This is a genomic window from Bradyrhizobium sp. Leo78, from assembly GCF_059512425.1.
Window position 1 is genome coordinate 19,674 of sequence record NZ_JCAMOT010000059.1, and the last position, 15,985, is coordinate 35,658.

15 protein-coding genes and 5 pseudogenes are annotated in these 15,985 nt (G+C 61.0%); 12 read left to right on the top strand and 8 right to left on the bottom strand.

Annotation, left to right across the window (positions count from 1 at the left end):
• Positions 1 to 47: 47 nt before the first annotated feature.
• From AC5ZG1_RS39455 to AC5ZG1_RS39465, 3 genes and pseudogenes are all read left to right on the top strand, one after another.
• Positions 48 to 837: pseudogene (locus AC5ZG1_RS39455) on the top strand (3-hydroxybutyrate dehydrogenase).
• Positions 838 to 864: 27 nt separating this feature from the next.
• A complete protein-coding gene (locus AC5ZG1_RS39460; protein ID WP_130228597.1) occupies positions 865 to 1,080 on the top strand; it encodes a hypothetical protein in 216 nt (71 codons plus the stop codon).
• A 131-nt stretch (positions 1,081 to 1,211) separates the two neighbouring features.
• Positions 1,212 to 1,820 carry a sll1863 family stress response protein gene (locus tag AC5ZG1_RS39465; protein WP_456646178.1) on the top strand — a complete coding sequence of 203 codons (609 nt, stop codon included), beginning with the start codon at positions 1,212 to 1,214 and terminating at the stop codon, positions 1,818 to 1,820.
• Positions 1,821 to 2,777: 957 nt separating this feature from the next.
• Here the strand turns inward: AC5ZG1_RS39465 and AC5ZG1_RS39470 are convergent.
• The 3 genes from AC5ZG1_RS39470 to AC5ZG1_RS39480 form a co-directional block, all read right to left on the bottom strand.
• Entirely contained in the window at positions 2,778 to 2,963 is a 186-nt protein-coding gene (locus tag AC5ZG1_RS39470) for a hypothetical protein (protein WP_496136146.1), read from the bottom strand.
• Between the two features lie 76 nt (positions 2,964 to 3,039).
• On the bottom strand, positions 3,040 to 4,110 hold the full coding sequence (locus AC5ZG1_RS39475) for an NAD(P)-binding domain-containing protein (RefSeq protein WP_496136147.1): 1,071 nt from the start codon (positions 4,108 to 4,110) through the stop codon (positions 3,040 to 3,042).
• 65 nt (positions 4,111 to 4,175) lie between these two features.
• A complete protein-coding gene (locus tag AC5ZG1_RS39480) occupies positions 4,176 to 4,706 on the bottom strand; it encodes an NADPH-dependent FMN reductase (RefSeq protein ID WP_456646196.1) in 531 nt (176 codons plus the stop codon).
• Here AC5ZG1_RS39480 and AC5ZG1_RS39485 point away from each other — a divergent pair.
• Positions 4,643 to 5,263, top strand: coding sequence for a LysR substrate-binding domain-containing protein (locus tag AC5ZG1_RS39485; RefSeq protein WP_456646180.1), 621 nt, complete (start codon positions 4,643 to 4,645; stop codon positions 5,261 to 5,263). The genes AC5ZG1_RS39480 and AC5ZG1_RS39485 overlap by 64 nt on opposite strands.
• An 18-nt stretch (positions 5,264 to 5,281) precedes the next feature.
• Here the strand turns inward: AC5ZG1_RS39485 and AC5ZG1_RS39490 are convergent, their stop codons facing one another.
• From AC5ZG1_RS39490 to AC5ZG1_RS39500, 3 genes are all read right to left on the bottom strand, one after another.
• Positions 5,282 to 5,638, bottom strand: coding sequence for a hypothetical protein (locus tag AC5ZG1_RS39490; protein WP_456646181.1), 357 nt, complete (start codon positions 5,636 to 5,638; stop codon positions 5,282 to 5,284).
• 149 nt (positions 5,639 to 5,787) lie between these two features.
• The gene (locus AC5ZG1_RS39495; RefSeq protein WP_496136148.1) at positions 5,788 to 7,104 is read right to left on the bottom strand and encodes an ATP-binding protein; all 1,317 of its coding nucleotides are present in this window, start codon (positions 7,102 to 7,104) and stop codon (positions 5,788 to 5,790) included.
• 21 nt (positions 7,105 to 7,125) lie between these two features.
• Positions 7,126 to 7,782 carry a response regulator gene (locus AC5ZG1_RS39500; RefSeq protein ID WP_130228595.1) on the bottom strand — a complete coding sequence of 219 codons (657 nt, stop codon included), beginning with the start codon at positions 7,780 to 7,782 and terminating at the stop codon, positions 7,126 to 7,128.
• A 137-nt stretch (positions 7,783 to 7,919) separates the two neighbouring features.
• On the opposite strand from AC5ZG1_RS39500, the gene AC5ZG1_RS39505 reads away from it, so the two are divergent.
• Both AC5ZG1_RS39505 and AC5ZG1_RS39510 read left to right on the top strand, forming a co-directional pair.
• Positions 7,920 to 9,269, top strand: coding sequence for an efflux RND transporter periplasmic adaptor subunit (locus AC5ZG1_RS39505; RefSeq protein ID WP_130228594.1), 1,350 nt, complete (start codon positions 7,920 to 7,922; stop codon positions 9,267 to 9,269).
• Between the two features lie 13 nt (positions 9,270 to 9,282).
• Positions 9,283 to 12,390 carry an efflux RND transporter permease subunit gene (locus AC5ZG1_RS39510; protein ID WP_130228593.1) on the top strand — a complete coding sequence of 1,036 codons (3,108 nt, stop codon included), beginning with the start codon at positions 9,283 to 9,285 and terminating at the stop codon, positions 12,388 to 12,390.
• A 253-nt stretch (positions 12,391 to 12,643) separates the two neighbouring features.
• Here the strand turns inward: AC5ZG1_RS39510 and AC5ZG1_RS39515 are convergent.
• Positions 12,644 to 12,886: pseudogene (locus AC5ZG1_RS39515) on the bottom strand (transposase); the annotation flags it as partial.
• Positions 12,887 to 13,000: 114 nt separating this feature from the next.
• Positions 13,001 to 13,210: pseudogene (locus AC5ZG1_RS39520) on the bottom strand (cold-shock protein).
• Between the two features lie 217 nt (positions 13,211 to 13,427).
• Between AC5ZG1_RS39520 and AC5ZG1_RS39525 the strand changes: the two are divergent.
• The 6 genes and pseudogenes from AC5ZG1_RS39525 to AC5ZG1_RS39550 form a co-directional block, all read left to right on the top strand.
• A complete protein-coding gene (locus AC5ZG1_RS39525; protein ID WP_130231052.1) occupies positions 13,428 to 13,667 on the top strand; it encodes a hypothetical protein in 240 nt (79 codons plus the stop codon).
• Positions 13,668 to 13,701: 34 nt separating this feature from the next.
• Positions 13,702 to 14,070, top strand: a pseudogene (locus tag AC5ZG1_RS39530) (SOS response-associated peptidase family protein); the annotation flags it as partial.
• Complete coding sequence (locus AC5ZG1_RS39535) at positions 14,067 to 14,330, top strand: hypothetical protein (protein WP_496136149.1); 264 nt, start codon at positions 14,067 to 14,069, stop codon at positions 14,328 to 14,330. The pseudogene AC5ZG1_RS39530 and the gene AC5ZG1_RS39535, both read left to right, overlap by 4 nt.
• A gap of 106 nt (positions 14,331 to 14,436) precedes the next feature.
• The gene (locus tag AC5ZG1_RS39540; protein ID WP_456646190.1) at positions 14,437 to 14,907 is read left to right on the top strand and encodes a hypothetical protein; all 471 of its coding nucleotides are present in this window, start codon (positions 14,437 to 14,439) and stop codon (positions 14,905 to 14,907) included.
• Between the two features lie 182 nt (positions 14,908 to 15,089).
• Positions 15,090 to 15,308, top strand: coding sequence for a hypothetical protein (locus AC5ZG1_RS39545; RefSeq protein WP_496136150.1), 219 nt, complete (start codon positions 15,090 to 15,092; stop codon positions 15,306 to 15,308).
• A gap of 550 nt (positions 15,309 to 15,858) precedes the next feature.
• Positions 15,859 to 15,985, top strand: a pseudogene (locus AC5ZG1_RS39550) (non-homologous end-joining DNA ligase); the annotation flags it as partial.

Consider the following 15,985-nt stretch of genomic DNA (forward strand, 5'->3'; position numbering starts at 1 on the left):
CGACCCGGGAGCGGCGACCCTATCAGCATCTAAGAGGAACTATAGAGATGGGAATTCTGAACGGTAAGACCGCGGTCGTCACGGGCTCGACCAGCGGGATTGGCCTCGCCTGCGCGCGGGCCTTCGCCAGCGCCGGCGCCAACGTCGTGATCAATGGCATGGGCGCGCCTGCCGATGTCGAGAAGGCCCGGACTGCGATCGAACGAGATTTCGCCGTCAAGGCGATCTATTCGCCCGCGGACATGACCAAACCGAGCGAGATCGCCGAGTTGATCGCGCTCGCAGAGAACACTTTCGGCAGCGTCGACATCCTCGTCAATAATGCCGGCATCCAGCATGTTTCGCCGATCGAAGAGTTCCCCGCCGAGAAGTGGGATGCGGTCATCGCGATCAACCTGTCCGCCGCCTTCCACGCCATTCGCGCGGCGGTGCCGGGTATGAAGACGCGCGGCTGGGGCCGCATCATCACCACGGCTTCGGCGCATTCGCTGGTCGCCTCGCCTTTCAAGTCCGCCTATGTCGCGGCCAAGCACGGTATTGCGGGCCTCACCAAGACGGTGGCGCTGGAGCTCGCGCGCTCGAAGATTACCTGCAATTGCATCAGCCCCGGCTACGTCTGGACGCCCCCCCGTGTAGAAGCAGATCCCGAACACGATGGCGGCTCGTCGCATGCGGAGGGACGAAGTCATCAACGATGTCTTGCTCGCCGCGCAGCCCACGAAGGAGTTCGTCACCGTGGAGCAGGTCGCTGCGCTCGCGCTGTTTCTGTGCAGCGACGACGCTGCGCAGATCACCGGCGCAAACCTCTCGATGGATGGAGGCTGGACGGCCGCGTAGTTCGTTCAATTCATGGAGCTTTCAATCATGGCTGTAGTTGAAGAAACGAGGCTAAAGGAGACTAGGCGCGTTTCTGAGCTCAATCTCGAAGAGGATAACCGCTTGGTCAACGCCCTGCGCATGGGCGAGGAGGTCTTCAATGCGGATGTGCCGCCCCCCGATGCCGAGCTGAGGGCTCCGAGCGACTTCTATGCGGCGATTGCTTCAGGACCGCCGCGCACTCGGTCCAATGCCCCGGGATGAAGAGGTAAGGCTGCTTCCCTGTCTCGCGGCCTGATGGACGCGACAGAGAACGAACCGGCTGTTGACCCAAGTCAACATCAGTAAAGCCGAACCAGGAGATCATCCAATTCGAACAGTCAACGGAGACAGTCATGCCAGAGCATAGCAGCACGCATTTGTATCTGAATTGGGCCAAGGAGCGCATCGACGAAATGGATGCCGCCCTCGCCTCGTTCGACGTGAGGGTCGGCGCGGCCAAGGCCGAATCCAAGATTAAGGCCGAGCAGATCATCGCCGATCTGAAGAAGCGCCGCGACGAATTCCAGGTGCAGCTCAAGGCACAAGCCGAAGCCGGCGAAGCGGCCTTGGCACGCAGCAGGACGGAGCTCGAGAAGCAATGGGCTGGCTTCGAAGGGCGGATGAAGATCTATTTCGAAAGCGCCGGCAGGCAGGTCGAGCAGCAGCAGGCCACCTTCAAGGACATCGCCGCCGCGCAGGCAAAGGCCTGGCGCGAGGCCGCCGACAAGTTCCGTGAGGCGGCCAGCAAGGTGGCCGCAAGTCACGCCGGGGACTTCGATGCCGCCCTCAAGCAGATGAAATCCGATGCATCCGAAGCGGAAGCTCGTCTGCAGAAGCTGAAGCAGGCCGGTGGCGAGTCATGGTCCGTTCTAAGCGCAGCGCTCGCGGAATCCCGCAAGGCGTTCGATCAGGCCAATCAGGCAGCTTGGAATGCGCTGAGGGGCTCTGGCTCGAAGAGCTAACACTCCCTCGGATCAACACGTGACATCATCGATCCGGCGTTGGCAGGTCGGCCCATGCGCTCCTACACAGCCAGGTGCTAGGCACTCAATGTAACCAGCGCGCCGACCTGCTGTTCGTGTCCGGTAAACGGGAGTGTTGCGAGAACGATAAACCGCTTCAGCGAGGCCGCACCGAAGGGCGGCTATGAGAGAAGCTCAAAATACATGGTTCACCTTGTATACGCTTCTGGGACATGCGGGCCGAACGTCCGGTTTGCGCCAAGAGTGCTGCCTCCTTCAACTCAGGCTTAGGCCCTCCCAGCTCCGTCCTTTTGCACGCTAGAATGCCCCACAATACACAGTTCGCGAAAGCAGGATGAAGGTCAGAGCGCGATAGCTTAAGTACTGGCCTATATGAAAGGAGCTGGAGAACTGCCCCACCAAAACCTACGAAAAACCCCGCGAAAGTAGCCAGCCACACTACTCCCACTCTATCATTTCGAACGACGTTTCGTCGTTGATTTACAAGCACAAATTTTCAAGTTTGACGGACAAATGCCGACGGCATACCCGCCGCAATTTTTTCGGTCTTGAATTCACAGAAATAATTGGCCCTCACGAAGCATTGGCAATTCCGCCACCATCGGAGTCTATCGACTAGATGGCGCGCCGCGTGCGCAATCAAGACGACACAGCTCGACTGGCACAGAGCTGCAGATACCGTCAGAGATCAGGAAAAGACCTTTGGTCCCGGGCCGCTCCTCCCACTGCCATACAGGTCCGCTCCGCATTCGTAAGCTGCCCTCTCCGTCAATTCGGATCGTGCCCTTAGCTGACCTCAGACCCCGCCCGCTCAAGGTCCGCTTTCAAGCGGATAAGAGAAGTGCTCGCACTCGCTAGATCCGCGCAAGTGCCATGCCTGTCGACTCGTCCAGCCTGCCGACCAGTGCATCCTGAATTTCCCGATCCGCCGCTCGATCAGCCGGCTGCCGACGATCGATCTATCGCATCATCCGAAATTTGGAGTATCACCCGCTTGCCCTCAACGATCGATGCCATCTGCTGCACATCGTCACCCCACGCTTCTACGATGGCCGCGTCGGGCGCCGCGATTTCGAGCGCCAACTGCGACCGCACCTTACGCAGCTTGTCAGCGGCGGGCAATGATGCGGTTCTACCCTCCGCGGACGAGTGATCCATTACGTTCGCTCCTGCAGCACCTTTGGTGGGACGGGAAGTCTCATTTGCCGACGAATTTGGGCGACCGCTTCGCTTTGAAGGCGCGCCGGGCCTCTTGAGCGTCTTCACTCGCGAAGGCACGACGGATGTTGGCGAGCTCGAACCGGAGCTGGCTCTCCATGTCGATGCATTCGACCCCTCTGACCAGACCTCGCTTTAGGAGCCGCAGGGTTATCGGCGACCAGGAGCAGAGTTCGTCGCAATAGGCATCCCGCGCGGCCAATCGGCCGATTGCGGACCAGTCAAGCTTATCACCGCCGTGCGCGAACAAGGTCAGAAACCGATCTCGCAAGAGGCTCGCAAGCGGCATCGGAACGCGCAGTTCATCGGCGGCGGCGAGGACGAGCCGGATGTCCTTGTAGCCGAGCGGTGCAGCGAAACCCGGCGGCTCGAACTTCCCCTCGATGATCAGTTTTCCGTAGGTCTTGTAGACAGGAGCGCTGAAGAGGGTTGAGGTCAAAATCTCAAGATATTGCTCCGGGTCAATGCCCTCCTTCCCCACGAGCGCAATGGCTTCGCCGAGAGCCTCGATGACCGAGGCGATGAGAAAATTGCCGCTGAGCTTGAGGAGGCTGGCTGCCTTCGGCTGATCGGAGATCACGAAGGTCCGTCGGCCGATTGCTTCCAGCACCGGACTCACCTCGGCGATGGTATCCGGACTACCGCCGGCAACAACGGTCAGTTCTCCGGCCGCGGCGACATCGGGACGCCCGAACACCGGCGCCGCAACGAAGCGCTGGCCGGCAGCGAGATGGTCGGCGCTAAGTCGTTCGCAAAGAGCCACGCTGATCGTACTTGATGAAATGTGGACGGCGCCCCTGCGGAGACTGGCGCGCAGCCCCTGATTACCATAGACGACACTCTCGACCGCGGCATCATTGGCGGGCATCGTGACGACCACGTCTCCGGCGCACGCATCCGATGCGTGCTTGGCAGGAATGGCGCCCCTTCTCACCAACCCGTCCGCCTTGGATGGGGTGCGGTTGTAGACGGTGACCTCGTACCCGGCGTTCAGCAGAGACGCCGCCATGCCGGAGCCCATCTGGCCCAATCCTATGAAACCAACCTTCATAACTTCGCTCCTCCGTCGTTCGCATTCGCCACGAGCGATCAGCTTCGGATTGCGCCGCAGCACAACTAGGCTGGCAACGATCCGTTGATCGTACGCGGCATCGCGAGCAAACGATCAATCGCAGCCAGCGCAAACCGCTGGCAGGCCTCGTCGACCAGAACACCGTCGTTTATCTTCTCGGCGACGCCGCCGATCACAACCTGCGGACCAGGGACAATGCGCGCCTGGATCGCGAGCAGCGTCTCGTTGAGCTGTGCATGGGCACGCACGCCACCCGTGAAGGCCGGCGAAACCGACATGACAAGGACAGGCTTTCCGATCAGCACAGATTTCCCGAACGGACGCGACGCCCAGTCCAGCGCGTTTTTCAGCACGCCGGGAATACCGTGATTGCATTCCGGCGTGACAATGACAACGCCGTCGCTGGCATCTATGGCTTGCCGAAAGTCTCGCACCTCCCCCGGCGTGGCTGCCCCATCGTCATCTTCACTGTAGAGCGGCAGCCGCAGATCACGAATCTCAAGCGTTGCCATTGGGGCAAGATGATCTCGAAGGCTGGACAATACGGCGGCTGAATAGGAGGCCTTGCGAGCGATTTCACGCCGAGCATCCCGGAGTCGAGGTCAGATTGCGTCAAGGCAGTGCAACAGAGCTCATTGAAAGGGTCAGAGGCGGCCGGCTCGACCTAGCATTCTTGCCGATGGGCGAATCCCCTGCCGACATCAAAGCCGACATGATCGCCTGCGAGGCCCTTGTCGTTGCATGTGCTCCGAACCATCCCTTGGCCGACGCGAGTAACGTCTCCCTCGCCAGTCTGAAGGATGAGCCTTTTGTCGATTTCGAGCCCGATTGGGGTACGCGAAAATTAGTCGATCAGGGATTTTTCGGGGCTGGCATCAGCCGGCATATCGCATTCGAAGTCAGCGATCTCGAGACGTTGCTTGAGCTGGTAAGGCGGGGGATGGGAATTGCTCTTCTTCCCGAGGCGATTGCAGAAGCACGCCAGCCCTCGCTTGGAATAGCCCGGCTCGCCGAGCCTGAAATCTGCTGGGAATTGGTCGTGGCTTATCTCGCTTCGGAAGACGCAGACAACCCGGGACCGCCCGACCACGCGGCCCGTACCTTTCTGAAGCTGTTGAACAGCGATACCTAAGTCTGATTGTCGCCGTTTCTATCGCGAGAAGGGCGGATGGTAGCTTCGGGACTGCGACAAGACATACTTGCCGCCGTGAAGCACATAAGTTTGCAGCAGACAGGCCGGCCCATCGCACACCTTCGGCGCACTCGGGCAGTAAAGGGCCGAGTAGTCGAGCCGGATTACGTTCGAATGATTGTCGTATGTCGCGAAATAGTGGCCGGCTTCCGCGTGCGCGCCGCATCTCGAAAGAACCACCCTTCTTACCTCGGGAGGAAGACGTTCGATGCGCGCCGCACTGAAGGGAGGATCAGGCGGTACGACCGGCACGGCAATAGCCGGATACGTGAACGTCAACACGATGGTGGTTGCCGAGATCTGTATCAATTTCATTCGAGACATCCTGCAATTGGCCCACCAGCGTTCAGACGCTGTGGACATGGCAGGAAGACCTGACGTCTAGCTGAACAGATCGCTGACGCTCCGACGTCGGAGCCGGATAACGTCGTCGTTACCTCATCTCGTCGCATGCGACGTAGACTTCAGATCGTTTCAGGGAAGACCAACCGTGCCTCGAAGCCGGCGCTACGACCCATCACGGGAGAAATGAGCGTCAAGCTGCCGCCAATCTGTTTCATAACACTGTCGACGATGGCGAGCCCGAGACCGCCGCCGGCACCGACCGAGGAGCCACGGACAAAAGGCTTTTTCAAAGTCTCGAGTGTCTCAGCCGGAATGACGGCACCGCCATTAAGCAGGCGAATCTGCCGGTCGCGGCCGATGACGATCTCGATCGGCTCTTCGGGGGCGCCATAGCGGACGGCATTCTCGATCAGGTTTCGGAGCGTTATGCCGAGGACGTCGATTTCCCCTTGCACGATAAATTCGTCTGGACATTCGGCGGTGACGACCAACCTCGCGCCCACGTCCTCGCGACGGCGAAACTCATCGACCAAGACCTGCACGACTGTCAGCATATCAATGCGTTCTCGCAGCATGCCGACGCCTGCCCCGGCCCGTGACAGTTGCAGCAGTTTCTCGGCAAGGCCGCTGAGCCCTTTTATCTGGCTGACGATACGCGCCGCGCGCTCTGCGTGCTGCGTGCCGGCGAGCTGGGCCGACAATAATTGCATCTGGGCCAGCACGGCCGCGATTGGCGTTCGCAATTCATGTGCGCTGTTTGCTGCAAACTGCCGCTCTGTAGCCAGCGCACGCTCCAGCCGCTCCAAGAGCCGGTTCACCGCCGCCAGCATCGACGCGAGCTCCGTCGGCAGGCCCATATCGGGAATCTGCGACAGATTGGAGCCGTCGCGGCGGCCAATCTCGCTCCGCAACCGCTCCAGCGAGCGCATGCTCTGGAACACAGCCCAGCGGATCAAGAACCAGGACAGCGGCAGGAACAGCAACAGCGGTCCGACCGTAAGTGCGACGGCGCGCCGCAGCGATTCGGAGCGGTGCATGGCAGGCTCGGCAACCTGGATGAAGTAGCCATCGACAGCCGCTGGTTGAGAATAGACCCGGTATTGCGGGATGTCGTGAAATCCCGCCTGGCGCGGCACCGGAAACGGCACCGCGGGCGCGTTCTCGGAGCGCATGACGATCTCGCCCGCCGGACCGACGATCTGATAGGCCAGGGCTCTTGGATCCATCGTTGCGACGAGGCGCTTGGCCATCTGCTGCATGGCCTGCGGTTGCTGGGTGGCATCGTAGGTGGCGGGCACCAGCCGCTGCGCGACCTCCTCGATCGCATCATCGAGCCGCTCGTGGACCTCGAATATCGTCAGCGTGCCAGCAGCAACACTGCCCAGCAGCCACAGCCCCGCCATTGACGAGCTCAAGACCCAGATCAGCCGCGACACCAGACTCCTGCCTGCCACGTCCTAGTCTCCCAAGCGGTAGCCGAGACCGCGTATCGTGCGAATGAAATCGCGCCCGAGCTTGCGGCGAACGCGGCTGACATAAACCTCGATGGTGTTGCTCTCGATCTCTTCGCCGAATGCGTACAGCGCATCCTCGATCTGCTCCTTCGACACCGTGGACTGCCGCCGCCGACCCAGCACTTCGATCACGGCCCACTCCCGCGCACTCAGTTCGACGGATCGCCCGTCCAGCCGCGCGATTTTCGATTCCCACTCCAGCTCCACCGGCCCCACCTGAACGACCGGCACTGAGTTGCCGAAATACCGGCGGCTGACGGCCTCCAGACGTGCATTCACTTCGTCGAGGTCGAAGGGCTTGACGATGTAATCGTCAGCTCCCGCTTTCAGCCCCTCGATCCGGTCACTGACGAGATCGCGCGCGGTCAGGATCACGACCGGCAGCGCGTCACCGCGGCGGCGAAGTTTGCGCAGGAAATCCAGTCCGCGCCCATCGGGCAGGTGCAGATCAAGCAGCAGCGCATCGTAAGACACTGTGCGCACCGCGTGCTCCGCCAGCTCCAACCGCTCGAACCAGTCGACGGCGTGTCCGGCCGCGCGAACATGCTCCTGCACAGCGGATCCGAGATGCGGCTCGTCTTCAACCAGCAACACTCGCATAGGCCCACTCGTGGTCATGAAGGCCAATTGCAGCAGAAAGCTGAAGCCAGCCTGAACGCGACCGAGAGTAGGCTTCAGGCCCGCGTCAGAAAAGCCCGCTAACGATCCCGGCCAACGATTTTTGTCGGACAGTGAACATGAACCATACGAGCCTATCACGCACAGCTCACGTATTCGCGATCAATGGGTCGGGGTCCAACCATGGCTCAGTGCCTTTTCGTGGGGCATCGACGCTTGCGAAGCCCCGGTTGCTCCTCAGCGTCGCGACGGTCGCTATCGCCTTAGCTACGGGATTCGCGGCGGGCCGCTTGCTGCCCTTCGCCTCGATCGCGGCGTCCGTGAGCGCCCCCGCGGCAGTTGTCGCCGATCCGGAACTGCCAGCAACAATTACTCTCTCGGAGCGGAAGCTCGCGAACGTGCAATTGCAGATCGAAAAGGCGAAGTCCGGTCCGCTGGTGCGTGCCGTGTCGGCGACGGGTAGCGTCGGATATGATCAGCTCCACCTTGCCCGCATAAGGCCCATGGCGCGCGGCCGGATCGAGGCGCTCGACGTAAACGCCGGCGATCGGGTCGTTGCAGGTCAGCGGTTGGCCGTCCTCGACAATTTCGACCTCAGTGCCGCCCATAGCAGGGTTCTTGGCGCCGAGGCGGCACTCAATCAGGCAAAGGCGCAACTCAAAGCGGCAAATGCTGCTTACGACCGCGCGGCAAACCTTATTCGCAGCGACCTCGTCACGCAGGCCGAGGTTGAGACTCGGCGCGCCACCGTGGCCACCATGGAAGCCGATCTCCGCACCAAGCAAGCCGAGTTGCAGCAGTACCGGGAAGAGGAGGCCCGGTTCTTGCCGATGCGCGCCGGCACCGCGGGGGCAGCCCCCGACGGCGATCAGCCAACGCTCGACACGCGGGGCGCCATTGTCGCGCCATTCGCCGGCGTGGTTGATTCAGCCTCCGTTGCGAAAGGGGAAATCGTCGATCCGGCAACCTCGATCCTGACCGTATCCGACCTCTTGACCGTTTGGATTCAGGCCGACGTGGCGGAAAGGGATCTCGGCACGATCAAGGTCGGGGATGCCGTGGAAGTGAGAGTGAAGGCTTTCCCCGGGCGAGTGTTTACCGGCCGTGTCACCTACATCCCCGACGCGATCGAGCCGGCGACCGGAATGGCTAAAGTACGCTGCGAGGTGCCAAATCCGGACGAGGCGTTGCGCGTCAACATGTTCGCGACCGTTACCATCCTTTCGCCGCAGGGCGGCGACGCTGTGATGGTGCCGAGCGAAAGCCTGCAGGAAGTCAACGGGCAGAGCGTCGTGTTCATTCCGGCGGGAGACCGCCAGTTCGCCTGGCGTGCGGTTCGTACCGGCCAGGTAGCAAACGGAAAGACCCAGATCACGAGCGGCCTTGCGGCGGACACGCCGGTCGTCGGCGAGGGCAGCTATTGGCTCAAGGCGGCTCTGATGCAGTCCACTATTCCGGACCAGGGCTAAGGCAGACATCGCCATGATCAACAGGATCGTCGATGCCGCCCTCGGCAACCGTATGCTCGTCCTCGTCCTCATTGCCGGGCTTGTCGCCGCCGGTCTTTTGAGCATGCAACGCCTGCCGTTTGACGCCGACCCTGACATCTCGCCGCTGCAGGTGCTGGTCACCACCCAAGCACCGGGTTTGGCTCCGCCGGACGTGGAGCGCTCGATCACCACGCCGATCGAGCTGGCGCTGCAGGGCCTGCCCGGTATGACGAGCTACCGCTCGATCTCGCGCTATGGACTGTCTGTCATCTATGTGAAGTTCGCCGATGGCGGCGACATTTTGACCGACCGCACGCTTGTTGCGCAGCGGCTGAGTCAGACAGCGCTCCCTGCAGAAGCAGGAGCGCCCAGGCTCGGCCCGCTCTCCGACGGCCTCTCCGAGATCTACCAATTCAGGGTTGAGGGCAAGAACTACTCGCTCATGCAGTTGCGGTCGATCCTGGATTGGCAGGTTGCGCCACAGCTCAAGCTGGTCCCCGGCATCACCGAGGTCAACGTCAACGGCGGCGAACTCAAGACCTACGAGGTCCGAGTTTCCGAACCCGAGTTGATGCGCTTTGGTCTATCCATCGAGGAGATGTACAACGCAGTGGCTCAGAACAATCGTGCCATTGGTGGCGCGACGATCGCGCGCAACGGCGAGCAGGCCGTCGTCCGCGGCGAAGGGCTGCTAGAATCGCTCGGCGACATCGGCAACATCGTGCTGCGCACCGCAGCTGGCGGGACGCCGCTTTACGTCAAGGACGTTGCCGAGGTGGTCGAGGCGCCGATGCCGCGGCTCGGGGCGGTGACGAGCCAAGGCGACGGCCAGGCGGTGGTCGGCGTCGCATTGATGACGCTGGGCGAGAACACGCGCGTGGTCGCCCAGCGTCTGGCAACCGCCGTGCAAGAGATCAACAAGACGCTGCCGCCTGGCGTCAGCGTCGTTCCCTACTACAACCGCGCCGATCTGATCGACAGCGTTCTGCAGACGGTGGCTCACAACCTGGCCGAAGGCGCCTTCCTGGTCATTATTGTTCTGTTGTTGTTGCTGGGCAATTTCCGCGCCGCCGTCATCGTGGCGCTGGCCATCCCGCTGTCGATGCTGGCCGCCGTCACGGCCATGTATTTCGCCGGCCTCTCCGGCAACCTGATGAGCCTCGGCGCGATCGATTTCGGCCTCCTGGTCGACGGCGCGGTGGTGATGATCGAGAACATCGTGCGCCGTCGTGCGGAGGCGTCATCTCTCCCGGTCGAGCAGGTGGTGCGCGAGGCCGCGCATGATGTGGCGCGCCCGGTCGCCTTTGCGGTCGCAATCATCTCGCTGATCTATCTGCCGATCCTCAGCCTGCAGGGAGTCGAGGGCAAAATGTTCCGCCCGATGGCGCTGACCGTGATGTTCGCGCTGGTCGCGTCGCTCGTACTAACACTCACGCTGATGCCGGTGCTCGCTTCGTTCTTCCTGCGCAAGCCGGTCGCCGAGCGCGACAGCCGGATCATCGGCGTTGCCCGGAGCGGTTACGCGCCCGTGCTCACGAGGACGATGCGCCATCCCGGAATCACCATTCTCGTGGCGACCTTGATGCTGGGCGGCGCCCTCATGATCGGCTCTCGTCTCGGCGCGGAGTTCCTGCCGCGCTTGGAGGAAGGCGCCCTCACCGTCACCACCACCAAGCTGCCCGGCATCTCGCTCGAATCCGCGATCGCTACCCAGACCATGGTGGAGAAGACGCTCAAGAAATTCCCCGAAGTCGAGACTGTCACCACACTCGGCGGCAGCTCGGAGATACCGACCGACCCGATGGGGATCGAGCAAAGCGACACCTTCATTACGCTGAAGCCGAAATCACAATGGCGCACCGCGCAAACCGAGGCTGGGCTGATTGAAGCTTACAAGCAGGCTCTAGATCAGAGCGTCCCTGGTATTAGCCAAAGCTGGGCGCAACCGATCGAGATGCGTATGGACGACCTCTTGCAGGGTGTGATGGCGGACCTTGCCATCGTCGTCCACGGCACCGACACGGCAACACTCCACGACCTCGCCGACCGCGTGGCGCGCGTGGTCTCGACCGTTCCCGGTGCCGCCGACGTGCAGGCAAAACAAACGGTTGGCCAGCCGTATCTCCGCGTCATCGTCAATCGCGACGCGATCGCGCGGCGAGGATTCAATGCGACCCAGGTGCTCGATCTCGTCGAAGCTCTGGGCGGACGCACCGTCGGCACCATGAAGGATGGGGAAGAGCGGTACAATATCCGCGTCCGCCTGGCTCCGCAGGACCGTGGCAGCATCGACCATATCCGGACGCTGCGCGTGATGAACGGCGCCGGCGTTTCAGCGCCTCTCGGCGATCTAGCCGACATCCGCTGGGAGCCCGGCCCCGCGCAGATCGAGCGCGAGGACGGCAAGCGCGTCATCACGGTGCAGGCCAACGTGCGCGCACGGCCCCTTGCGAGCTTCGTGGCCGATGCGCAGCAGGCGGTTTCCGCCCAGGTCCGCCTGCCGCCGGGCTATACGATCTCCTGGGGTGGGAGTTTCCAGGATCTTCAGGAGGGCATGGCGCGGCTGTCGAGCGTCGTCCCGCTGGCGCTCGCCGTCATCTTCCTGTTGCTCTATCTGATGTTCGGCAGCGCGAGGCTCGCGACGCTGATCTTCTTCAACGTGCCGTTTGCGGCCGTGGGCGGGATCTTCGCCCTCGCGCTGCGCGGCATGCCGTTCAGCATTTCGGCCGCGATCGGCTTCATCGCCCTGTTCGGCATCGCCATCCTGAACGGTGTTGTGATGGTGAGCTACATGGAGGAGCGGCGTAAGGAGGGTCTCGCTGCCGCTTCGGCTGCCTGGCAGGCGGCCATGACGAGGCTGCGCCCCGTGCTGATGACGGCGACCGTAGCCAGCCTTGGTTTCTTGCCCATGGCGGTCTCGACCAGCTCCGGCGCCGAAGTGCAGCGCCCCCTCGCGACTGTCGTCATCGGCGGCCTGATCAGCGCGACCTTGCTCACGTTGCTGGTGCTCCCTGCTCTCTATCCTTGGTTCTGCCAAGCGCGCCGCTCCGTTCGCGCGGACGCGCTCGATGCTTCCCACGCGCCGCAACCGGCAGAGTGACGACAGGTGACGATGCCGAGACGCGCGCGTTCAATCGTCCACGGCAGGCCTGCTGTCGTCCGCTGCGGTCGCTTCACGTAGGGCCTGCCGTTGAAGCACGTGTCTCAAGTGCGCCGAGGCGACGGGTAGTTCCCATCTGCGGTGCTGAAATTTGTCGGCCTTTCGAACGCCGACCTCTTCCCGAGATTCAAGGTCCCAGCGCCGAAAAGGGCGGGAAGCGCCGTCGGAAAAAAGAATCGACCAGATGAATCCCCTTTTGCCGATTGGCGTCGGCCTTGATCAGGCTCGCGTCGACGGAAAATCCTTCACCTCCGACCAGCCGCTCCTCGATACAACGTTGCAAGACGCTCTCGAACACGCGACGGAAGAGACCGCTTTCTCGGAAAGGACCATGTCTGTTCTTTGAGAACGTCGAGTGATCCGGCACCGCACCGTCCAGGTCGAGCCGGCAGAACCACCGGTAGGCCAAATTGAGGTGAACCGTGGCGACGACGCGGCCGATGATCCCAGATTGAAGGAACGGATTGCCCTTCGCGTGCAACAGCCCGCTCAATCCCGAGATCGAGCGGGCCGCGTCATTCCAGTACATCCGTGGAATGACGGAAAACTTTTATGCGAGGGACAGATTGTCTGCGCTGTCTTTACCGCTCTTCCGGTCGGTCCTGACCTCGTAGTTCACCCGCTGGCGCTCGGCGAGTCCACCAAGGCTCGCTCGCTCGACCGCGCTGATATGAACGAACACGTCCTTACCGCCATCGTTGGGGTGGATGAATCCGAACCCCTTCTGGTCATTGAATCACTTAACCGTACCCGTCGCCATGATAACTCTCCAAAGCGCCGCATCTCGCGTGAACACACACGAGCTCCGAATTCAATCCGACGATGTCTTTTGAAAAGGGCCGCCTAGACCATTCAACAAGGCACAACGGCTAATCGAACTTCCTGAAGCTATATAGCTCCCCTGGGAATACAAGGGGAAATGCGAGAGAATTTGCCATGGCATGCTACTATTGAGTTTGTCACTAAGAGGATGAGAGTTGCCGACAGCTCGCGAATTTATCGAGTTCTGGATCGAGAATAGCGTTCACGCCGCTGAGCAGTACGGGACGCCCGGCGCCTCGCAAGACGTGGCCGAGTTAACGCGGTGCTGCGTCGAAATGGCCAAGAGCGAGGGGATCACGGAAAAGGCCATGCGTGATGAGGTCGGCGACTTGGCTGAATATATCCGAGGCCGATTGAAGGCAGCGAACAAGTCCGAGTCGGATCGTCGGAAATAAACCTACTGGGCTGGAACGGAACCGCTTGGCTGCCGTCCCCTCCAACAGCTTCGCCGAGTACGCGCCTGAACCGAACCCGGTGACCAACAAAAAGGACGTCGTGTGGTTTGCCCTGAACGAGGACCGGCCGCTTACGTCCTTTGCCGGAATCTGGACCGAGTTCAAGGGCGACCGCGGCACCAAGTCGAAGCCGGTCCCCGGCCCTCACCTCGTATATGGTTTCCTGACCACCGAGCCAAACGCCGTCGTGGAGCCGATCCATGACCTGACGACGGACGAGGAGCGCGACGTCTGGCTGCGCGCGCCGTGGGATGAGGCCAAGGCCCTTCAGCGGCCACTCCCTGACGACGCCCTGAAGATCGTAATGCGCGGCCCAGACAAAGAAGATAAACTCGCAGCATGAAATACATCGAGGACCGACCCTACGCCGATCCGGAGAAGGCCGCCCGCCGCATCATGGAGCTCGCGCACGAAGTCGTGCCGGTGCAAGATGGGCGCATTCACGTCGAGAAAATCAACTATCCGTTCATCTTCCAAGACGGTGGCTCGCCGGTCGAGTACGGGGCTGGACGAGCGCTCGCGATCGAGCGCGGCTGGCTCTGGATGCACGAAAGCGGCACCTACGTGAAGATCACTCCGGAAGGCGCCAAGCTGTTTGCTTGACTAGCATCAATTCATCATTCGCTGATGTGGCTGGCCGGTGACATGGCCACCGACGTGCTTCACCGCGCATTGAGGAACGAAGCAGTCGCAAGAGCGTACTTCTGGGATGGGCGAAGATTCCGCAAGCGGGGTGATAAATCTCGTAACATCGGAAAACTTCGTGGGAGACCATCTATGGGCTGAGAAACCGCTCACGGTAGACCCAGGCAATATTCCAGAAGTGCTTTGCATAGGAAAAATCAATCTGGCGTCGGGGCCTGGGACGCTCATGACACTCACATTTACACACGTTCGCCCAAAGGCAGGTCCGCTATTCGATTCGGATCGGATTGAACATGAAAGCGTCGTGCGTGCTCGCATTGTTATGACGCTGGACAATTTGATTGCATTGCGAGATTTATTGAACAGTTCGATCCGGCAAACGCCAACTCCTTCCGCCAGCAGCGGGGCCGCCAAGGTCCATCAGCGGCGCGCTCGGTATGCTGCCATGCGAAGCGGCGACGATTTCAGCGTCGGCAACGAATTTTCGAAGCGAAAGCAAATCCGACATCTTTTGTGCGAGCACATCGGTATCTGACGCGAGTAGCTCGCAAAGCTCTTTGGCACTGCGTGTTGAAGCGCGCATACCAGCCGCCCTCCTGAAAAGGAAGTAACCTGATATGACCGGGAAAGTTCGGTAATAAACACATTGAACCTTTATATTTTTAATATATAATTTAATTTCACATTAAATGTCGGTCAGTAATAAAGGAGAAGGCGATGAAGGGCGGTTTTGGCATAGCCGCCGCGATTTTGGCCCTCACTCTGACGACGATCACCCTGCCTGCGCAAGCCTGCAATGACAGGGGAAATTGCGAGAACGCGCCCGGTCAGAACAAAAACGTCAGCGGAGCCCCCGGGCCAATCGCTGGTGCAGGTCTTCCGATCCTTGCCATTGGCTACGGCGTCTACTGGCTGATCAGACGCCGCAGGAATTAGAGCTGACATTTTCCCTTGATACCAAGACATGCTCAAATAGGAGGGAACGTCGGTCTCTCCGCACGCAAGATCACTGCGAGAGCAGGCACGTCGGCATGTCTTGACGATCGATATTGCGTGAAAGCTTGGCTAGTCGCCATCAAAACCGCGGCAAAGACAACCACCAAGGCAAGTTGAAGCATATCTTCCATCGTCATCGCGCCCGGCACTCCTTGCTCCTCAGTTCCGCTATCTTTCGCCCTCGCTCCCATAGCTCGATGTCGTGGCCATCCACCATCTGCTCGGCGTGCTCTTTCGCCGCGTTATCGTCAGGAGCCAAGAATTCGTATCGGTCCATAATGCGTCCGTCCCGACCTAGAACGAAAATGCGATACTCCTGCATGGCATCTCTCTGAGGTAGGTCCAACCGGCATCAGGAAAACTCGGCAATACCAAAAAAGGTTTCCAAGTTCCGGAGTCGGAACAGCGGCAAAACACCTGGACCACTCTGGGCCGGAACGAATCAAGTTGCGCCACTTTGAATCGGCCTTCGTCGCGTGGAGTCATCCGAGTGGCGTTTCAGCGTAAGAAGCCGGCCGCGATCGGCACCAAGGGCCCTACCCCCGGCTTCATCGAGCCGGCGTTGGCGACCCAGGTCGATCGGGTGCCTTCCGGGACGCGCTGGGTTCACGAGATCA

Coding starts and splice junctions, on each gene's coding strand:
- AC5ZG1_RS39500 (WP_130228595.1), bottom strand. CDS start 7,782: ATGCGAGTGTTGCTGGTTGAAGACGAGCCGCATCTCGGATCCGCTGTG.
- AC5ZG1_RS39465 (WP_456646178.1), top strand. CDS start 1,212: ATGCCAGAGCATAGCAGCACGCATTTGTATCTGAATTGGGCCAAGGAG.
- AC5ZG1_RS39490 (WP_456646181.1), bottom strand. CDS start 5,638: ATGAAATTGATACAGATCTCGGCAACCACCATCGTGTTGACGTTCACG.
- AC5ZG1_RS39545 (WP_496136150.1), top strand. CDS start 15,090: ATGAAGGGCGGTTTTGGCATAGCCGCCGCGATTTTGGCCCTCACTCTG.
- AC5ZG1_RS39540 (WP_456646190.1), top strand. CDS start 14,437: ATGGGCGAAGATTCCGCAAGCGGGGTGATAAATCTCGTAACATCGGAA.
- AC5ZG1_RS39510 (WP_130228593.1), top strand. CDS start 9,283: ATGATCAACAGGATCGTCGATGCCGCCCTCGGCAACCGTATGCTCGTC.
- AC5ZG1_RS39460 (WP_130228597.1), top strand. CDS start 865: ATGGCTGTAGTTGAAGAAACGAGGCTAAAGGAGACTAGGCGCGTTTCT.
- AC5ZG1_RS39535 (WP_496136149.1), top strand. CDS start 14,067: ATGAAATACATCGAGGACCGACCCTACGCCGATCCGGAGAAGGCCGCC.
- AC5ZG1_RS39475 (WP_496136147.1), bottom strand. CDS start 4,110: ATGAAGGTTGGTTTCATAGGATTGGGCCAGATGGGCTCCGGCATGGCG.
- AC5ZG1_RS39505 (WP_130228594.1), top strand. CDS start 7,920: ATGAACCATACGAGCCTATCACGCACAGCTCACGTATTCGCGATCAAT.